The following is a 16,938-nucleotide window of genomic DNA, read 5'->3' as shown; positions in this document are numbered from 1 at the left end:
ATGATTGTTGTAGGTAGTTTTTTGATGATGTTTACCAATTTTTGGACAACCAAGAAACGATAGCCATTAAAAAGGCTATAATAGAGAAGTTAAAAGTATAAAAAATATTTCATCTCCAGCTATTCTCAAAAACCAGAGTTTTAATCATGATAGATTTAACAACAATTGCTGAGTTTTCTCGAAATAACTGTTTGGGAATTTGTGCCTTTTTAATCCCATTTAATATATTAGCTACCTTACAAACCTTAATTTTTATTGGTCTAAATCGTCCCACCTCTCAAATCCTATTAATTTCTGGGTTTGCTAGTTTGTATTCAGGATTGATGGTACTGCACGTTTTCACTTGGTTTATGATTGGTGTGGTAATGATTCCCACCTATATCCTATTATCCCTAGGAACAACCTGTTTAGTGATTAATATTTGGGCAATTAAATCCCCTGATAATTTAAAGTATTTTATCGAAAAAATAGTTTCATTTGCTCAAAAAATACTAGGCAAATTACAGAATCCAGCTTTTAACTAAAGCGATGGAATCTTCTGACACTACCCATATTCACACGGATTGAAATCCGTGAAATCTGAACACGGATTACGCAGATTAACACAGATTAAAATCTGTGAAATCCGTGAAATCCTCTTAAATCCGTGTTCCCGATTACCCAACAAAAAAGACCAGCGCAAAATCTCAATTGCTGGTCTGGGTTTATGGATACCGTTGTTGTTTCAATTTGAAGATACCTAAACGCCGCGTTCTACATCTGCGGTGCGGGTAGAAATGTTCAAATCTCACGTTAACTATTGTATCAAGGGTTACTCATTTTTTTGACAAAAATTTAACTTCAGGCGGTACGAGTCAACAATTAACCCCGATTAGCTTGTTGAACTTGTTGATTATACATCGAGCGTAACACCCGACCGGGATCAACCCAGTTGCCATTATGCTTTAATCCCCAGTGTAGGTGAGGGCCCGTTGTCCGTCCACTCATCCCCACCCTAGCAATTCTCGTCCCAGAAGGAACTTGTTGACCTTCCCAGAGTTGAATTCCCCCCTGTCGGTCAATAAAATAAGTCCCTTGAGCGTTTTTTTCCACGCTACCTTGAATATGACAATAAATATGTTCCCACTGACCCGACTGAATCGCAATGCCAGTACCGCAACGGTCATCTTGCCAAACTTCTGTCACCGTCCCCTGCCACCAACTACGAATATAACTGCCTTGGGGGGCTGCTAAATCTAAACCATAGTGAAAACCAGACGAACGATACCCAAACGGGGAGGTATATTCTTGAAAGCCTTCCACGGGGAAAGAAGCTCCCGACCAGTTTACACCCGTTGCCACTTCAGCATTTTGAGCTTTGGCGAACTGTTGTTTCCATCCCAGTACCCCAAAACCCAGACCGATTAATCCTGCTAGTAAAATAAGATTACCTGGACGCAATAATTTAGATTTTGCCATTAATGTTTGACTCCTCAATCACTAAAAAGGGGTTATTAGTGGGATTTTTTTATAATTGTTCCAGTAAAGAACACACTTTTTCAGGGTATTCACTGAATTGATAGCAGTAAACAGGGAACAGCCTAACATTTACGATAACCGTTAGCGATTTTATCAAGGGTTCACGGAGTATTGTACTGGATTTTGGTTAAAGTTTATCAATACAATTAGAAGTCAGGAGACAGGAGATCGGAGGAAAACAGGAAGTGTCCCCCTATTCCCAGATCCGGCGTTCCCTCCCCCCTAGCCCCCCGTGCACGGGGGGCTAGGGGGGCTGTTCCGGTGTTCCCTCCTATCATTGATTAAGCATTAGCCCCTTTACCAAAGAATTTCGGCGGTTCAGCTAAGGTATAAATTTCGGTTTCAGTCGCGATCGCATCCCGCAGATGTTTGGGAACTTGTAACATTCCTAACATCGTTATCCCATCAAACATCTTTAGACCCCCGGTGGTTTGAGCTTCTAAAACCTTATCAACATTTTCCGGTTCAGGACGGGTATTAATCGGTTGGGCAGAAACGATAATAAAACTCCAGGGACTTCCGTAGGTGGAAATATAACTGGTATAGGAGTGAACATGGGGAAAAACCGTTTTCAGGGTATTCACCAGGCGGACGTGCAGTTTCATCTCATTCGGGGAAACCGGGCCAGCTTGAATTACCCCATAGCCATCGGGGGTTAAAATTTGACGAATTTTTTCAAAATATTCCTTGGTGAACAATTTAAAAGATGGCCCATCTTCAATCGGATCGGATAAATCAGAAATCACAATATCCCATTTTTCCTCAGTCTGATCTAAAAAGTCGATCGCATCCCCGATAATCAATTGAGTACGGGGGTCATCAAAGGCATTTTCGTGCATTTCTGGCAGATACTCTTTACAGGCTTCGACCACATCCCCATCTAAATCAATCATCGCAACACATTCAACAGTTTTCCAGCGTAAAACCTCCCGAATGGTCGCCCCTTCTCCCCCGCCCAAAACCGCAACTTTTTTAGGATCGCCATGATAAACGGAGGCGACATGGACTAATGGCTCATGATAGAGAAATTCATCTCCGGTACAAGATTGCCATTTACCATCAAGAACTAAGGCTTTTCCGTAAGCCCCGGTTTCGACCACATACATATCTTGATAGGCAGTTTTTTTATAGGCTAATACCTTGGTAATTCCATGGACATAAATATCCCAAGGTGTGATATACTCACTCACCCAAAAATCAGCTTTTAGTTCGCTACCCGACATAATTACTTCTCCTAAAAAAATACAGATCCAATGTTCTAGGGTAGAGCATTCTGGATCTGCTACAAAATTAAAATGTTACAACCTATTTAGGATTGCTATATACTCTCACTAATCAAGATTTTCTCAAGATTTTAAATAGTTTTATAAAAGTAAAATAAGGGGTTGAGTAAATCTCTATCTTTAACTAGATGAAATAATGCTTCACCAGATGGTATAAAAAGATTCCTGTTCGCCAATCACCCAGGAGTCAAGATCGCCTTTCATCGCCCGAATCAACCTTTGGGCTTTAGGACAAAACCTGCCTCTTGAAATCAGTCTAAATTTTCCTTGACTTTTAGTTAATCACGAACAGAATGTTGGATAATAAATAATGACAAGTAAATTCTGCCTTACTTCCACCATGAATACTAAGACCGTAAACTATGCGCCCATGGCTCCTGTGTCTTATTGGGATGCACAATTATACGATAGTCACCATAGCTTTGTCTCCAATTTAGCTGTGGATCTCTTGGAATTGCTTGATCCCCGTATAGGGGAACACATTCTGGATCTCGGTTGTGGTACAGGTAACTTGAGTTACAAAATCACAAACACCGGGGCCGAAGTTACGGGGATTGATCATGCTTCAACCATGATTAAACGAGCCAGCCAAACCTATCCCGGTCTAAATTTTTTGGTCATAGATGCCTCTAAATTAGCCTGGAAAGAACAATTTGATGCGGTGTTTTCCAATGCGGTTTTACATTGGATTAAACAACCGGAAAAAGTTATTTCTGGAGTTTGTCGAGCCTTAAAACCCGGCGGACGTTTTATAGCAGAATTTGGCGGGAAAGGCAATATTGATACGATTATTACAGCAATTGATCAGGCTTTAGATGCTGCGGGATACCCTAAAAATAAAACCCTGAATCCCTGGTATTTTCCAAGCATTAGCGAATATGGAATGCTTTTAGAAACTCAAGGGTTTGAGTTAAAGCTGGCAACTTTGGTGGAACGTCCCACTCCATTAACGGATGGAGACAAAGGCTTAAATAATTGGTTGAGAATGTTTGCTGGAGAATTTTTTAAAGGGATTTCAGCCTCAGAACAAATACATATTATGAACGATATCGAAAGTCGCTTACGTCCCAAATTATTTAAAAATGGGACTTGGATTGCTGACTACAAGCGAATTCGGATTGTAGCTAATAAAATTAAGTAGTAAATTACACGGGGGAAAGGGAATATTCTAATCAATTTTATCCCCTTTCCCTCTCAATAACTCAATTGTCGTAAGTCCCCGATCATTGGTATGTCGGGTTTAATATTTGCTTTACCCAATTGATTCACTCAGGAAAATCCGGTAAAATCCAAGTGGGGGGCTGCGTTCTTTTCTTCCGCATCGCTTCCTCTGCCATTTGTAACATTTGATCTAAGGATGTATTATTGATAAAGTTCTCCGTGTCTGGGATATATTCCCGATTAGGGCATTTATCCCCCAAAACACAGCCATTTATACAGGCTTCTGCACAGTTAATTGATGTTTCTGTCATCGAAAAAATGGGTTTGAAACCCCGTCCTTTAGCGAAGCGAAGGACGGCTTTACACAATCTTCTAAATAACAATCAACCCGTTAGAACGGCGAATTAACTGTCCTTTACTAGAAGCAATCTGCCCTAACCGTTTCCAATTAGCATCGCTGACAGATACTTGTCTTTCGGTGTCTGCTGACACATAACCAACACCCTTGGCAGATTTAACCAAGTCCCCCTTACGGAATCCATGACGAGTCGTAGAACCCCCATACTTACGACGCATTCCACTTTTTGCTGGGAGCATTAAGTGAAGTTGACGACGCACTTTTAGGGTGGGGTTGGTGAACGGTTTCTCCTCTGTTGCGTTATCGGTCTTAGACTTGGAATTGGTTCGGGGTTCTCAACATTAAAAATTTTAACGTAAGTTGAATCAAAAAATCTTTGATACTCTCAGGTCTGAAGATACGCTCGATTCTAACTTCAACAGGACGAATTAAACGCACCCGTTTCATGTCTTTAACATTGTCTGTGTGGATATCCCACTTACCCAATAATTTAATCTTACCAGTTGAGACTGGTGAATTTTAGTAAAAAATCTATGAATAATTTTATACAACGGCTAAAAAATTTACCCTGGTCATCTTTATTACAAAGCGTCGCCTTGACTTATTTAATAGTTGCGATCGCAGAAGTTTTTACCCTCTGGGGAATCACCCACTCTCCAGCATTCAAACAAATTATGCTGCTTTTATTGACTCCTCCCCTGGGAATGTTGATTATATTTGCAGTAGGGGTGGGGGTGGGAGCCCTATCAATTTATTTAATCGAAATTCAGCCCTCTAAAGTTTTTCTTAATGTTGCTTGTTTATGGGCATTATTTATTAGTTTATTAATTGTTTTATTCCTCTATAAATCTATCTTTCCCCCTGTGATTTTACTTAGCACATCTCAAATCACCATTATGGGAATTTTAATCGGTCTATTTTGGAAAGGTAGACCCTATTGGCGTTGACATTCTCACCCGGTTTCGTCTTTTTTCTCCAAACCAACTTTTCCCCAGATTAGTTCCCCAGACGACTTGACAAAAATCTCGATTTAGGAGATAATATCTTTACGGCTAACATGACTATACTCTTGACTTTTTAATCAACATAGTAACCGACTCAATCCCTTAACCCTCTAAAATCCAACTATTTCACCACAATCTTTAATCCTTCTCGATAATGGGCGATCGCTGTAATCACAGCAACGGAAAAATAAAACATCCGAATTCCCCAAAAACAAACCCCCATAATTATCGTAATTAAAGTCGGAGGAATCCCGCTTACCCGCACAAATTTAGAGTTAATTTGCTGTTCCAAACGTTCTAATTCCTGCATTTGCAATTGTCGGGTTGGAACCATCGGAAATTGTCCAGTATATAAATAAAACCCAAAAACCCCATCCTGATTAATTCTACGTTTAAGAAAAGAATCAGCTACCGTTTGCGCTTGATGGAAGGAAAGATCATCATCTTGAGCAATATCCTCGACCCAAAGATTGTATTTAACCACTTGAGGAACCGCTAAAATAATTGGAATTAAAATAATCAGAAAAACTTGACTAATTTTTCGAGCATCGGTCGTAGGTAACAAACCCGTTGCGACTCCTAATCCCATCCCCAAAATCGCAAACACTAAAATATTGAGTAAATCAATAATTTCCAAACCCCTAAGTAAATCGCCAAATATAAAAATGGGGTAAACAAATCTATGGGCGAGTTTCAGGACTAAAACCTTAATTGCGATCGCCACAACCGTCAAGACCAATGCAGAGAAAACAAACATGAAAGCGCTGATGACATAAATCGTAATTCGCTTTAGTAGTTTGGGTAAATTCATTAAAGAGATTTAAAAGATTAAGGGTGACTCTGGGATTGGGTTAGGGACTGTTGGGCGAGTTGAGTAATTTGGGCGATCGCCAACTCAGAAGGAAAGGGTTGACCGACCGTATGCAACCATAACAAATACTCAATATTTCCGGCCGGGCCCTGGAGCGGCGACCAAGTTAAATCTCGATATTGCCATCCCAAGGATATCGCCACAGAACCCACCTGAAAGATAGCACGGGCTTGATCCTTAGAATCTCGGACAACTCCCTTTTTACCCACCCGTTCTCTACCCACTTCAAATTGAGGTTTGACTAAGAGTACCACTTCCCGATTCGGCTTTAATAATTGCCACAATGGTGGCAAGATTTTGGTTAAAGAAATAAATGATACATCCACAACGGCAAAATCAGGATAATTTTCCGGTGTATCTGATTCCCCATACAACTGATCGGGAGTTAAATATCGCAGGTTTGTCCGTTCTTTCAAAACCACCCTGGGATCATTTCTAATTCCCCAGTCTACTTGTCCATAACCCACATCCACACCATAAACTTTTGTCGCCCCGGCTTTTAATAAACAATCAGTAAAACCTCCAGTGGAAATTCCCCCATCCAGACAGACGCGATCGCTCACCTCAATTTTAAATTCCTCCAGCGATTTAGCCAGTTTTTCCCCCCCTCTGGAAACAAAACGCGATCGCTGTTTCACCTGAATCTTAGCTTCTACATTAACTTCCGTCCCAGGTTTATCAATCATTTGTTGATTCACTAAAACCGATCCCGCCCGGATTAAACCTTGAGCCTGTTGGCGGGACTCACATAAATTCAGGTCTACTAATAAGGTATCGAGTCGTTGTTTCACAGGTCAGGGGGAGTAGGGAATGGGTCATAAACTGATAACTGATGCGTTTTAAGTGGAGAATTGATTCATAATTATTTATCCCAACGGCAAAGTAGAAATGACTACCGCCCAAGTTATTATTGATCGCCCTATTTTTTTATCAGCCAAATCAAGCCTAACCCCTATTATACCCATGGGCTTAATAAGAGTTGGCTGTTTTATTTGCTTGAAAAAAAATCGAGTCAAGGAGTTAAATATCCTGTTCACTCAATTCGCGAATTAAATGATCAAAAGGTTGTTCTAAATAATCTCCAGTGGGCAACCCGGCAGCAGCAACCTGAGCAGTAACTAAACCTTTCAGAATCCCGATCCCGAAAACAGTAGGGCCAACGGGAACGCTCAAGGAATTGTAAGTTTCCCGTAAACCTTGAAGCACCCGTTCATCCAAAACATCCGTATTCCCAGCCACCAGAGCATAGGTAGCATAACGCAGGTAGTAGCCCATATCGCGTAAGCAGGCTGCATAGCGACGGGTAGTGTAGGCATTTCCCCCAGGACGAATCAACTCAGGAATCTCGTCGAACAAAGCCATAGCAGCTTGTTTAACCAAATCCGCAGCATTGCCGTTGATCACCCCAGCAGCTTGAACTCTGGTTGTCCCCGTTGCAAAATAGGACTTGAGTTGATCGAGGGCGTCCCGATCTAAATAGCGACCCGTTCTGTCGTAATTTTTTATTAAGCTGGTAACGGCATCTTGCATGAAGTCTATCTCCCTATATAATATCTTTCAATTATTCTGAAGTCGCGACGTGTTGTATTGTAACACTCAATACAAAACTTAATCAATCTGACTCACTATGATCAGCCAGATGCTTTGTCAGTCCAACTGCCAAACCTGTCAGAGATAATCAAAAAGATTTTTGAGGAGATATTCATCCATGCCAGAGACAGCCCAAGAGGTCTTATCGTTAATCGAAGACCAAAAGATTCAAATGATTGACTTGAAATTCGTGGATATGCTAGGAACCTGGCAGCATCTAACGGTACACAACAGCCAAATCGATGAATCCTCCTTTACAGACGGCGTACCGTTTGATGGTTCCAGTATTCGCGGTTGGAAAGCGATTAACGAATCTGATATGTCCATGGTGTTAGATCCAAAAACAGCTTGGATCGATCCTTTCATGGCAGAACCGACTCTGAGCATTATTTGTAGTATTCAAGAACCCCGTACTGGAGAACCCTACAACCGATGTCCCCGGGTGATTGCCCAAAAAGCCATTGATTATTTAGTTTCGACCGGAATGGGGGATACGGCATTTTTTGGCCCGGAAGCGGAATTCTTCATTTTTGATGATGTTCGCTTCGACCAAACCCAACATTGCGGCTATTACTATGTCGATTCCGTTGAAGGTCGTTGGAATTCGGGACGGGAAGAACCCGGTGGTAACTTAGGCTACAAACCAGGCTACAAAGAAGGCTATTTCCCCGTAGCTCCCACGGATACTTTCCAAGATATTCGTACCGAAATGCTATTAACCATGGCTAAATGTGGGGTTCCCATTGAAAAACATCACCATGAAGTGGCCACGGGTGGACAGTGCGAACTCGGTTTAAAATTCGGGACGCTGGTTGAATCCGCCGATAACTTGATGATCTACAAATATGTGATCAAAAACGTCGCTAAAAAATACGGCAGAACAGTCACCTTCATGCCCAAACCCGTTTTCGCAGATAACGGCTCTGGGATGCACGTCCACCAATCCATTTGGAAAGATGGTATACCCATGTTTGCTGGCGATAAATACGCGGGTTTCAGCGACATGGGGCTGTGGTACATCGGTGGCATTCTCAAACACGCCCCGGCGTTGTTGGCCTTGACCAACCCCAGCACCAACTCCTACAAACGCTTAGTTCCTGGGTATGAAGCTCCGGTGAACTTGGCCTACTCTCAAGGCAACCGTTCGGCTTCTGTGCGGATTCCTCTGTCGGGAAATAACCCCAAAGCCAAACGTTTAGAGTTCCGGTGTCCTGATGCCACTGCTAACCCCTACATGGCCTTTGCAGCCATGCTCTGCGCCGGGATTGATGGGATTAAAAACCAAATCGATCCGGGTGAACCTTTGGATGTGGATATCTACGATCTCAGTCCTGAAGAACTGCGGAAAATTCCTTCGACCCCAGGTTCTCTGGAATTGGCCTTGGAAGCCTTGGAACAGGATCACGCCTTCTTAACTGAACCCGGTGTGTTCACGGAAGACTTTATCGCCAACTGGATTTCCTACAAACTCGATAACGAAGTTAACCCTACCCGGTTACGTCCGACTCCTTACGAGTTTGCTCTTTACTACGACTGTTAATTTTTGTTAAATCCGTGGGAGCGGAATTGACGAAAAGCCCCACGCTGACCTAATGGGTTGGCGTGGGGTAAATTGTGGTCTAGCAAAGAGGGTTGGGAGACCCAACCCCCACGATAAAATGTTACAACCTATTAATTTTAGGTACGGGTCGAGGTTACGGACAACATAATACCGTTGTTTATAATCCGGCGGACAAATATCGAGGAATGCCTCACCGTCACTGTATTTTAATGAATCTCGAAGATATAAAAAACGCCGGGTTTCAACCCCATCAACTGGTAAAAGTTCGAGGAGATGCGTGGGAATTAGACCCTATTGAAATCATTGCGGGTAATATTTTACCTGGTGCAGCATTTATGTTTTATCCTGAAGCCAATATTTTTATTTAAGGCACAAATTGATCCTTTATCAGAAACCCCAGCCTATAAAAGAGTCGCTATTTTTGTTTATTAGATAAGTACCTAAACAAAATTAATTACAAATTCCCTAGCCCCCCCGTGCACGGGGGGTTTGGGAGGGCTTTTCCCTACAATAACACATTTTATGCTTTAATTTAATCAAGTCGAGTTAAACAAAAGTAAACCTCCTCAACTTCTATGGTACAAATTCGTCGTCGTCAGCCTAATCCCGCCGTTGAAGTCTTAGGTTTACGCTATCAAGTAGCTATACCGGGTGCGGAGCCCCAAAATATTTTAGAAGAAATTGTTTGGTATAAAGAAAAAGAAATTACCGACCTACGAGAACGTTTACCCTTAGAAAAATTAAAGCAAAAAGTCAATACAATTCCTGCCACCCGTAACTTTTTTCAAGCCTTAAAACAAAGTAAAACTCAACCTGCGGTGATTGCCGAAGTTAAAAAAGCCTCCCCCAGTAAAGGAGTAATTAGAGAAGATTTTGATCCGGTTGCGATCGCTAAATCCTATCAACAAGGAGGCGCAAGCTGTTTATCCGTTTTAACCGATAAAAAATTCTTTCAAGGCAGTTTTGATAACCTGTCTAAAGTTCGGGATGTTGTTGATTTACCCTTACTTTGTAAAGATTTTGTTATTTATTCCTATCAAATTTATCTGGCTAGATATTATGGAGCTGATGCGGTTTTATTAATTGCGGCGGTTCTCTCCGACCAAGACCTACAATATTTCCTAAAAATTGCTAAGGTTTTAGGAATGACCGCCTTAATAGAAGTCCATACCCTCGAAGAATTAGATCGAGTCTTAACCCTCGATGGGGTTAACTTAATTGGAATTAATAACCGCAATTTAGAGGATTTTTCCGTCGATTTACAAACCACTTGCCAATTGTTACAAAGCCGACAATCTCAATTCCAATCCCGTGATATTTTAGTCGTAAGTGAATCGGGACTATATACCCGTGAGGATATCAGTTTAGTCACCCAAGCCGGGGCAAAAGCCGTTTTAATTGGGGAATCTTTAATCAAGCAACCCGATCCTGGTGTTGCCTTAAGTCAACTGATTGCCGTTGAGTGATATGATTGGAAGATAATTACGAATTACGAATTTGTAGTTCGTAATTTAACTAACGGATTCTTATTCTCGCTTATGTTAATTCAATAAGTTAATCCAAAAGGGATTACTGAATCACAAGGCATAAAGGGGTAAATTTCTAATTCGTAATTCGTAATTTCTAATTCGTAATTCGTAATTTAGCTACTGACGCAAAACACCGAACCCTTATTAATAGAAACAGACCATGGACGATAAATTAATGTTGATGATTCCAGGGCCAACTCCGGTTCCTGAAGGGGCTTTATTAGCGCTGTCCAAACACCCCATCGGACATCGCAGTGGCGATTTTTTCAAAATTATGGCCGAGGTGACGGAAAACCTGAAATGGTTACACCAAACCAAAAATGATGTGCTAATTTTAACCGTCAGTGGCACCGGGGCGATGGAAGCCGGAATTATTAATTTCCTCAGTCGGGGGGAAAAGGTATTATGTGGTTCTAATGGTAAATTCGGAGAACGTTGGGTTGAAGTCGCCACCGCCTACGGTTTAGAAGTCGATACCGTCACCGCCGAATGGGGACAACCCCTCGACCCCGAACAATTCCGGGCTAAATTAGAAGCGGATACTAATAAAGAAATCAAGGCAGTTATTATTACCCACAGCGAAACTTCTACCGGGGTAATTAACGATTTAGAAGCCATTAATCGCCATGTAAAAGCTCATGGGGCGTTAATGATTGCGGATGCTGTCACCAGTTTAGGCGCGTTTAATCTTCCTATTGATGAATGGGGGATTGATGTGGTGGCTTCCGGTTCCCAAAAAGGCTATATGATCCCTCCGGGTTTGGGATTTGTGGCGGTGAGTGATAAGGCTTGGGAAGCTTATAAAACCGCTAATCTGCCGCGCTATTATTTAGATTTGGGATTGTATAGCAAATCGGCTAAGAAAAATACTAATCCCTTTACTCCTCCGGTGAACTTGTTTTTTGCTTTACAAGTCACTTTACAAATGATGAAAAAAGAAGGGCTAGAAAATATTTTTGCCCGTCATCAACGCTTAACTAAAGTGACGCGTGAGGCGGTTAAAGCCATGGGATTATCGTTATTTGCCGCCGATGAATGCGCAAGTCCGGCGATTACGGCTGTTGTTCCTCCCGATGGTTTAGATGCTGAAGATATTCGGGCTATTGTTAAGAAGAAATTCGATATTGTTTTAGCCGGAGGACAGGATCATCTCAAGGGTAAAATTTTCCGCATTGGTCATTTAGGATTTGTTAGCGATCGCGATATTTTAACGGCGATCGCATCTTTAGAAGCCGCATTACAGGAACTTGGTTATCAAGGATTTACTTCCGGTGCGGGAGTTGCTGCGGCGGCCAGGGTGTTAGCAGAATCTTAATTTAGTTTTTGAGAATTCTATCGGTGGGCAATAATAGCCCACTTTTTTTATATACAGCAACCGCCAAGGCAGTTAGGATGAAGACGGATCTTGGAACCCAGACAGTTAAGTATTTTCCCCCGGTGTTCCCTCCCCCCCTAGCCCCCCGTTCACGGGTGGTTTGGGGGGGCTGTTCCCTGCTATATAGCAATCCTAAATATTGCTATAGCTATATAATAGACCCATACGCATAGCGCGTTTTGTTATCCCTTATTCTTGAGCTTGATTGTATTCGATGCTGAATTTTTACTTTGATCCAGAAACCAATACTCACAAATCCTTTGAGTTACCAGGCGCTCGTCCCCATTATAACCCTGACCGTCCGGGTCAGGTAGAACATATTTTTCTGGACTTAGTTCTCGATATTCCTAATCAAAGTTTTAAAGGAACTTGTACCCTAAATTTGAATCCGGTTAAAAGTGGCATAGAAACCTTAACTTTAGATGCGATCAACTTAGAAATAAAAAAGGTAAAAATTGAGGACATCAATCAAGAATTTGATTATGATGGCGAACAATTACAGATTTATCTACAGCAACCTACAACGGTCAATCAATTAATTAAAATTGTCATTAATTATTCCGTTACCAATCCCCAACGCGGACTTTATTTTATTAGTCCAAATAAAGATTATCCCGATAAACCGATTCAAGTTTGGACACAGGGAGAAGATGAAGATTCTCGCTTTTGGTTTCCTTGCTTTGACTACCCCGGACAATTAGCGACTTCAGAAATTCGGGTACAAGTTCCTAAACAATATTTAGCTATTTCCAATGGCGAATTAATTAATACTGAAACCAAAGGCAAAACTAAAATTTATCATTGGTCACAGAAACAAGTTCATCCCACTTATTTAATGACCTTAGCGGTGGGAGATTTTGCCGAAATTAAAGACGAATGGAATGGAATTCCTGTTTTATATTATGTTGAGAAAAACCGCCAAGAAGATGCTCTAAGGAGCATGGGAAAAACTCCGCAAATGATTGAGTTTTTCTCTAAATATTTTGGCTATGTCTATCCCTATCCTAAATATGCTCAAGTTTGTGTAGATGATTTCATTTTTGGCGGGATGGAAAATACCTCAACTACCTTATTAACCGATCGCTGTTTATTAGATGAACGAGCTACCCTAGATAATCGTAACACAGAAAGTTTAGTTGCCCATGAATTAGCCCATCAATGGTTCGGGGATTTAGTAGTAATTAAACATTGGTCACACGCCTGGATTAAAGAAGGCATGGCGACCTATACTGAGGTATTATGGACGGAACAGGAATATGGCAAAGACGACGCGGCTTATTATCGTTTAAATCAAGCCAGAAACTATTTTTCTGAGGATAGTTCTCGCTATCGTCGCCCAATTGTCACCCATATTTATCGGGAAGCAATTGAACTTTATGATCGCCATTTATATGAAAAAGGTGCTTGTGTTTATCATCTAATTAGAACCGAATTAGGAGACGAACTATTCCAAAAAGCAATTCAAACTTTTGTTCAGGATAATGCCCATAAAACCGTAGAAACCATTGATTTATTAAGAGCCCTAGAAAAATCAACCGGAGCTAATTTACTTCCCCTGTTTGATCAATATGTATTCCGAGGCGGACATCCTGATTATAAAGTTTCCTATAGTTGGGATAATCATAATAAATTAGCCAAAATTACGATTAAACAAAATCAAGCTAAAGATAGCGATAAACTCAGCGAGACAAACCTCTTTGATTTAAAAATTCCGATTGGTTTTGGCTATAAACCCGATAAAAAATCCCCAGAAACGGAAGTAAAACTCAAAACCTTTACGGTGCAGGTTCATGAAAAAGAACAAACCTTCTATTTCCCCTCAGAAGAAAAACCTGATTTTATTAGTTTTGATGTGAATAATAATATCCTTAAAACCGTAAATTTGGATTATGCGGTGGCTGAATTAAAAGCTCAATTACAATATGATCCCGATCCGATTTCTCGGATTTATGCCGCTAAATCTTTAGCTAAAAAAGGCGGATTAGAAGCCGTTAAAGCCCTATCTAATGCTCTAAAAAATGATGGTTTTTGGGGGGTACGGGTAGAAGTTGCCAAACAATTAGTGCGGGTAAAATTAGATCAAGTTTTCCCAGGATTAGTTGAAGGATTAAATGATCAGGATGCCCGGGTCAGACGGGCGGTAATTAATAGTTTAGCCAAACTGAAAACCACAGAAAGTTATCAAGTCTTAAAACCCCTTTTAGAAAAAGGAGATCCTAGTTATTTAGTTGAATCTTCAACAGCAACAGCATTAGGAGAAATTGCCGCTACCCATCTGGAGGATAAACATTTAGTTGAACAAACCGTTAAACTGTTAAAATCCGTCCTTAAAGAAAGAGAAGGCTGGAATGAAGTGGTGCGTTCCGGGGCAATTTCAGGACTGAGTAAAATCAAAACCTCAGAAGACGCCTTAAACTTGATTTTAAAGTATACAGCCCCCGGTATTCCCCAGGCATTACGGTTAACTTCGATTCGGGCTTTGGGCAGTATTTCCACTGGTCAAACCTCGACAAATACCGAACGGATTGTACAACGGTTAGAAGAACTATCTAATGAAGTCTTTTTCCTGACGCAAGTGGCTGTTGTTGCCTCCCTGGAACAGATGGAAACCCCGAAAGCCATGGATGTACTTCAGTCCTTAACAGACCAAACCCTAGACGGACGAGTTCGCCGTCGAGCAGAGGAAGCGATTCAGACTGTTCAGGGAAAAATCGGTTCAGAACCCGCATTGAAAAAACTGCGGGAGGAACTCGACAAAATCAAAAAGGAAAATCAAGACCTGAGAAGTCGTTTGGAAACTTTAGAAGCAAAAAGTAAATCCAGCAAATCGTAAAACCGGATGCTAGGCGTGATCAATTTGTCTATGTCTGAAGGTATAAACGTTGTATAGAACTTATTTCCCCCCTATTGAATAATGATTCAACCTAAAGACGTCAAAAACTTAACGTGATTTAACGTTTGATTGAGTCCCAAACGGAGAGATTTGAGTTAACTTACAAGAAAGAACAATCCTAAGGGTTAGATAGTTGTACTCACCCTCCCTACTTGATCAATTCTCCGTCGGTGAATGAACGATGATCAGATTTCTTTTTTGACAAAACCGTGCAATTTTTGTTAAAAAGGCTACAATCGAAAAGGTCTTGGCGTCATCCAATGATCACCTTTGAACATTTACCTTCACTATGCTAGGACTGAGGTGGGTTACGATGACTCACTCAGTAACTCGCTGGGTAAATATTTAAACCTGGATTCGGTGTTTCACTGGTTCAGGAGTCTATGAATAGACATCTTTATTCTGTAATTAATTTTTACTAATTGAGGAGCATGAGGAACGCGGCATGACCCAAAGTAACAACGGACTCGCAACCCTTCCACTGGAGAAACAAGTTGATATCCCTAAAAATGACAATAAAGCCAGGGACAGGGACAAGGATTCATCAAAGGATGAGCCAGATGCAGAAGATCTAATTGAAGAAGAAGAAATTTCAGAGGAAGTGATCGGGGAGGAAGATGACGAGAACAAAGCTGCAAAAGGAGCTAAATCTCGCCGTCGAACTCAGACAAAGAAAAAACACTTTACAGAAGATTCGATTCGTCTCTATCTGCAAGAAATTGGTCGGATTCGTTTATTACGCGCAGATGAAGAAATTGAACTCGCTCGTAAAATTGCCGACTTACTCGAACTAGAGCGAATTCGGGAAAAATTGATGGAACATTACGACCGCGAACCCAATGAGCAAGAATGGGCAACCGCCGTTGAAATGAAGTTGCCAGAATTCCGCCGCCGTCTTTATATTGGCCGTCGGGCAAAAGATAAGATGGTACAGTCTAATTTACGACTGGTGGTTTCTATTGCCAAAAAATATATGAATCGGGGTCTTTCTTTTCAAGACTTGATTCAAGAAGGCAGTTTAGGATTAATTCGCGCCGCCGAGAAATTTGATCACGAAAAAGGTTACAAATTTTCCACTTATGCGACCTGGTGGATTCGTCAGGCAATTACTAGAGCGATCGCCGATCAATCTCGGACTATTCGACTACCAGTTCACCTGTATGAAACCATTTCTCGAATTAAAAAAACTACCAAGTTATTGTCTCAAGAAATGGGTCGCAAACCCACGGAAGAAGAAATCGCAACTCGCATGGAAATGACCATCGAGAAGTTAAGGTTTATTGCTAAATCGGCTCAACTTCCGATTTCTTTAGAAACACCGATTGGGAAAGAGGAAGATTCTCGTTTAGGAGATTTTATTGAATCCGATGGCGAAACTCCTGAAGATCAAGTATCTAAGAATCTATTACGAGAAGATTTAGAAAATGTATTAGATACCCTCAGTCCCAGAGAACGAGATGTATTGCGTCTGCGTTATGGGTTAGATGATGGTCGGATGAAGACATTAGAAGAAATTGGTCAGATTTTTAATGTCACCCGGGAACGAATTCGTCAAATAGAGGCGAAAGCGTTAAGAAAGTTACGTCATCCTAACCGCAATAGTATTTTGAAAGAGTATATCCGTTAATTGCCGTTATTTCTGTTCGGGTTGAAACAATTTGATCCTGAGAAATAAATTTTTTAATTATCCTCAACGGAGGATAACTCAGGCTGCAATTTATCAACCCGTTTTTTGAAAGATTAAGATTAAAAATTAACTTGTTGAAACATACTCAGGACTATTGAGCAAAACTTA

Annotated in this window: 16 protein-coding genes; 9 read left to right on the top strand and 7 right to left on the bottom strand. The window is 41.1% G+C overall.

Translation table 11 applies throughout. The features are described 5' to 3' along the window. Positions 1-146: 146 nt before the first annotated feature. Complete coding sequence (locus tag NMG88_RS14770) at positions 147-524, top strand: hypothetical protein (RefSeq protein ID WP_027250027.1); 378 nt, start codon at positions 147-149, stop codon at positions 522-524. A gap of 337 nt (positions 525-861) precedes the next feature. On the opposite strand, the gene NMG88_RS14765 is transcribed toward NMG88_RS14770, so the two are convergent. Next, the gene (locus NMG88_RS14765; RefSeq protein WP_081846380.1) at positions 862-1,458 is read right to left on the bottom strand and encodes a M23 family metallopeptidase; all 597 of its coding nucleotides are present in this window, start codon (positions 1,456-1,458) and stop codon (positions 862-864) included. Positions 1,459-1,799: 341 nt separating this feature from the next. Further along, the gene (locus NMG88_RS14760) at positions 1,800-2,741 is read right to left on the bottom strand and encodes a spermine/spermidine synthase domain-containing protein (protein WP_042154421.1); all 942 of its coding nucleotides are present in this window, start codon (positions 2,739-2,741) and stop codon (positions 1,800-1,802) included. 430 nt (positions 2,742-3,171) lie between these two features. Between NMG88_RS14760 and NMG88_RS14755 the strand changes: the two genes are divergently transcribed. Next, entirely contained in the window at positions 3,172-3,942 is a 771-nt protein-coding gene (locus tag NMG88_RS14755; RefSeq protein ID WP_233427959.1) for a class I SAM-dependent methyltransferase, read from the top strand. A 124-nt stretch (positions 3,943-4,066) separates the two neighbouring features. Here NMG88_RS14755 and NMG88_RS14750 read toward each other — a convergent pair whose 3' ends face one another. Together NMG88_RS14750 and NMG88_RS14745 are read right to left on the bottom strand one after the other, a co-directional pair. Beyond that, positions 4,067-4,273, bottom strand: a complete 207-nt coding sequence (locus NMG88_RS14750) for a hypothetical protein (RefSeq protein ID WP_042154425.1) — start codon at positions 4,271-4,273, stop codon at positions 4,067-4,069. Between the two features lie 61 nt (positions 4,274-4,334). Next, positions 4,335-4,580, bottom strand: coding sequence for a hypothetical protein (locus tag NMG88_RS14745; protein ID WP_227357958.1), 246 nt, complete (start codon positions 4,578-4,580; stop codon positions 4,335-4,337). A 273-nt stretch (positions 4,581-4,853) separates the two neighbouring features. Here NMG88_RS14745 and NMG88_RS14740 point away from each other — a divergent pair, with 273 nt between their 5' ends. Beyond that, on the top strand, positions 4,854-5,267 hold the full coding sequence (locus NMG88_RS14740; protein ID WP_042154427.1) for a hypothetical protein: 414 nt from the start codon (positions 4,854-4,856) through the stop codon (positions 5,265-5,267). Between the two features lie 178 nt (positions 5,268-5,445). Here NMG88_RS14740 and NMG88_RS14735 read toward each other — a convergent pair whose 3' ends face one another. The 3 genes from NMG88_RS14735 to apcB all read right to left on the bottom strand — a co-directional run bounded on the left by NMG88_RS14735 (position 5,446) and on the right by apcB (position 7,725). Then, a complete protein-coding gene (locus tag NMG88_RS14735; protein WP_233423102.1) occupies positions 5,446-6,081 on the bottom strand; it encodes a hypothetical protein in 636 nt (211 codons plus the stop codon). Between the two features lie 71 nt (positions 6,082-6,152). Continuing rightward, positions 6,153-6,986 (bottom strand): TlyA family RNA methyltransferase, encoded by an 834-nt coding sequence (locus NMG88_RS14730; RefSeq protein WP_235751536.1) that lies wholly within the window; start codon positions 6,984-6,986, stop codon positions 6,153-6,155. Between the two features lie 229 nt (positions 6,987-7,215). Next, positions 7,216-7,725 (bottom strand): allophycocyanin subunit beta, encoded by a 510-nt coding sequence (apcB, locus tag NMG88_RS14725; protein WP_042154434.1) that lies wholly within the window; start codon positions 7,723-7,725, stop codon positions 7,216-7,218. A gap of 178 nt (positions 7,726-7,903) precedes the next feature. Here apcB and glnA point away from each other — a divergent pair, with 178 nt between their 5' ends. From glnA to rpoD, 6 genes are all read left to right on the top strand, one after another. Then, positions 7,904-9,325: a type I glutamate--ammonia ligase gene (gene glnA / locus NMG88_RS14720; protein ID WP_042154436.1), complete on the top strand. Its 1,422-nt coding sequence runs from the start codon at positions 7,904-7,906 to the stop codon at positions 9,323-9,325. A 92-nt stretch (positions 9,326-9,417) separates the two neighbouring features. Then, positions 9,418-9,714, top strand: a complete 297-nt coding sequence (locus NMG88_RS14715) for a molybdopterin dinucleotide binding domain-containing protein (RefSeq protein ID WP_254034793.1) — start codon at positions 9,418-9,420, stop codon at positions 9,712-9,714. 207 nt (positions 9,715-9,921) lie between these two features. Beyond that, positions 9,922-10,812: an indole-3-glycerol phosphate synthase TrpC gene (gene trpC / locus NMG88_RS14710; protein WP_042154438.1), complete on the top strand. Its 891-nt coding sequence runs from the start codon at positions 9,922-9,924 to the stop codon at positions 10,810-10,812. A gap of 223 nt (positions 10,813-11,035) precedes the next feature. Continuing rightward, entirely contained in the window at positions 11,036-12,190 is a 1,155-nt protein-coding gene (locus tag NMG88_RS14705; RefSeq protein ID WP_026796569.1) for a pyridoxal-phosphate-dependent aminotransferase family protein, read from the top strand. Positions 12,191-12,464: 274 nt separating this feature from the next. Further along, the gene (locus tag NMG88_RS14700; RefSeq protein WP_254035565.1) at positions 12,465-15,083 is read left to right on the top strand and encodes a M1 family metallopeptidase; all 2,619 of its coding nucleotides are present in this window, start codon (positions 12,465-12,467) and stop codon (positions 15,081-15,083) included. 505 nt (positions 15,084-15,588) lie between these two features. Continuing rightward, positions 15,589-16,770, top strand: coding sequence for an RNA polymerase sigma factor RpoD (rpoD, locus tag NMG88_RS14695; RefSeq protein WP_141296158.1), 1,182 nt, complete (start codon positions 15,589-15,591; stop codon positions 16,768-16,770). Positions 16,771-16,938: the final 168 nt, after the last annotated feature.

This window comes from Planktothrix agardhii, assembly GCF_904830935.1.
GTDB classification, from domain to species: domain Bacteria; phylum Cyanobacteriota; class Cyanobacteriia; order Cyanobacteriales; family Microcoleaceae; genus Planktothrix; species Planktothrix agardhii.
Note: the sequence above shows the minus strand (reverse complement) of the source record. Positions and strands in the feature narration are given on the sequence as shown.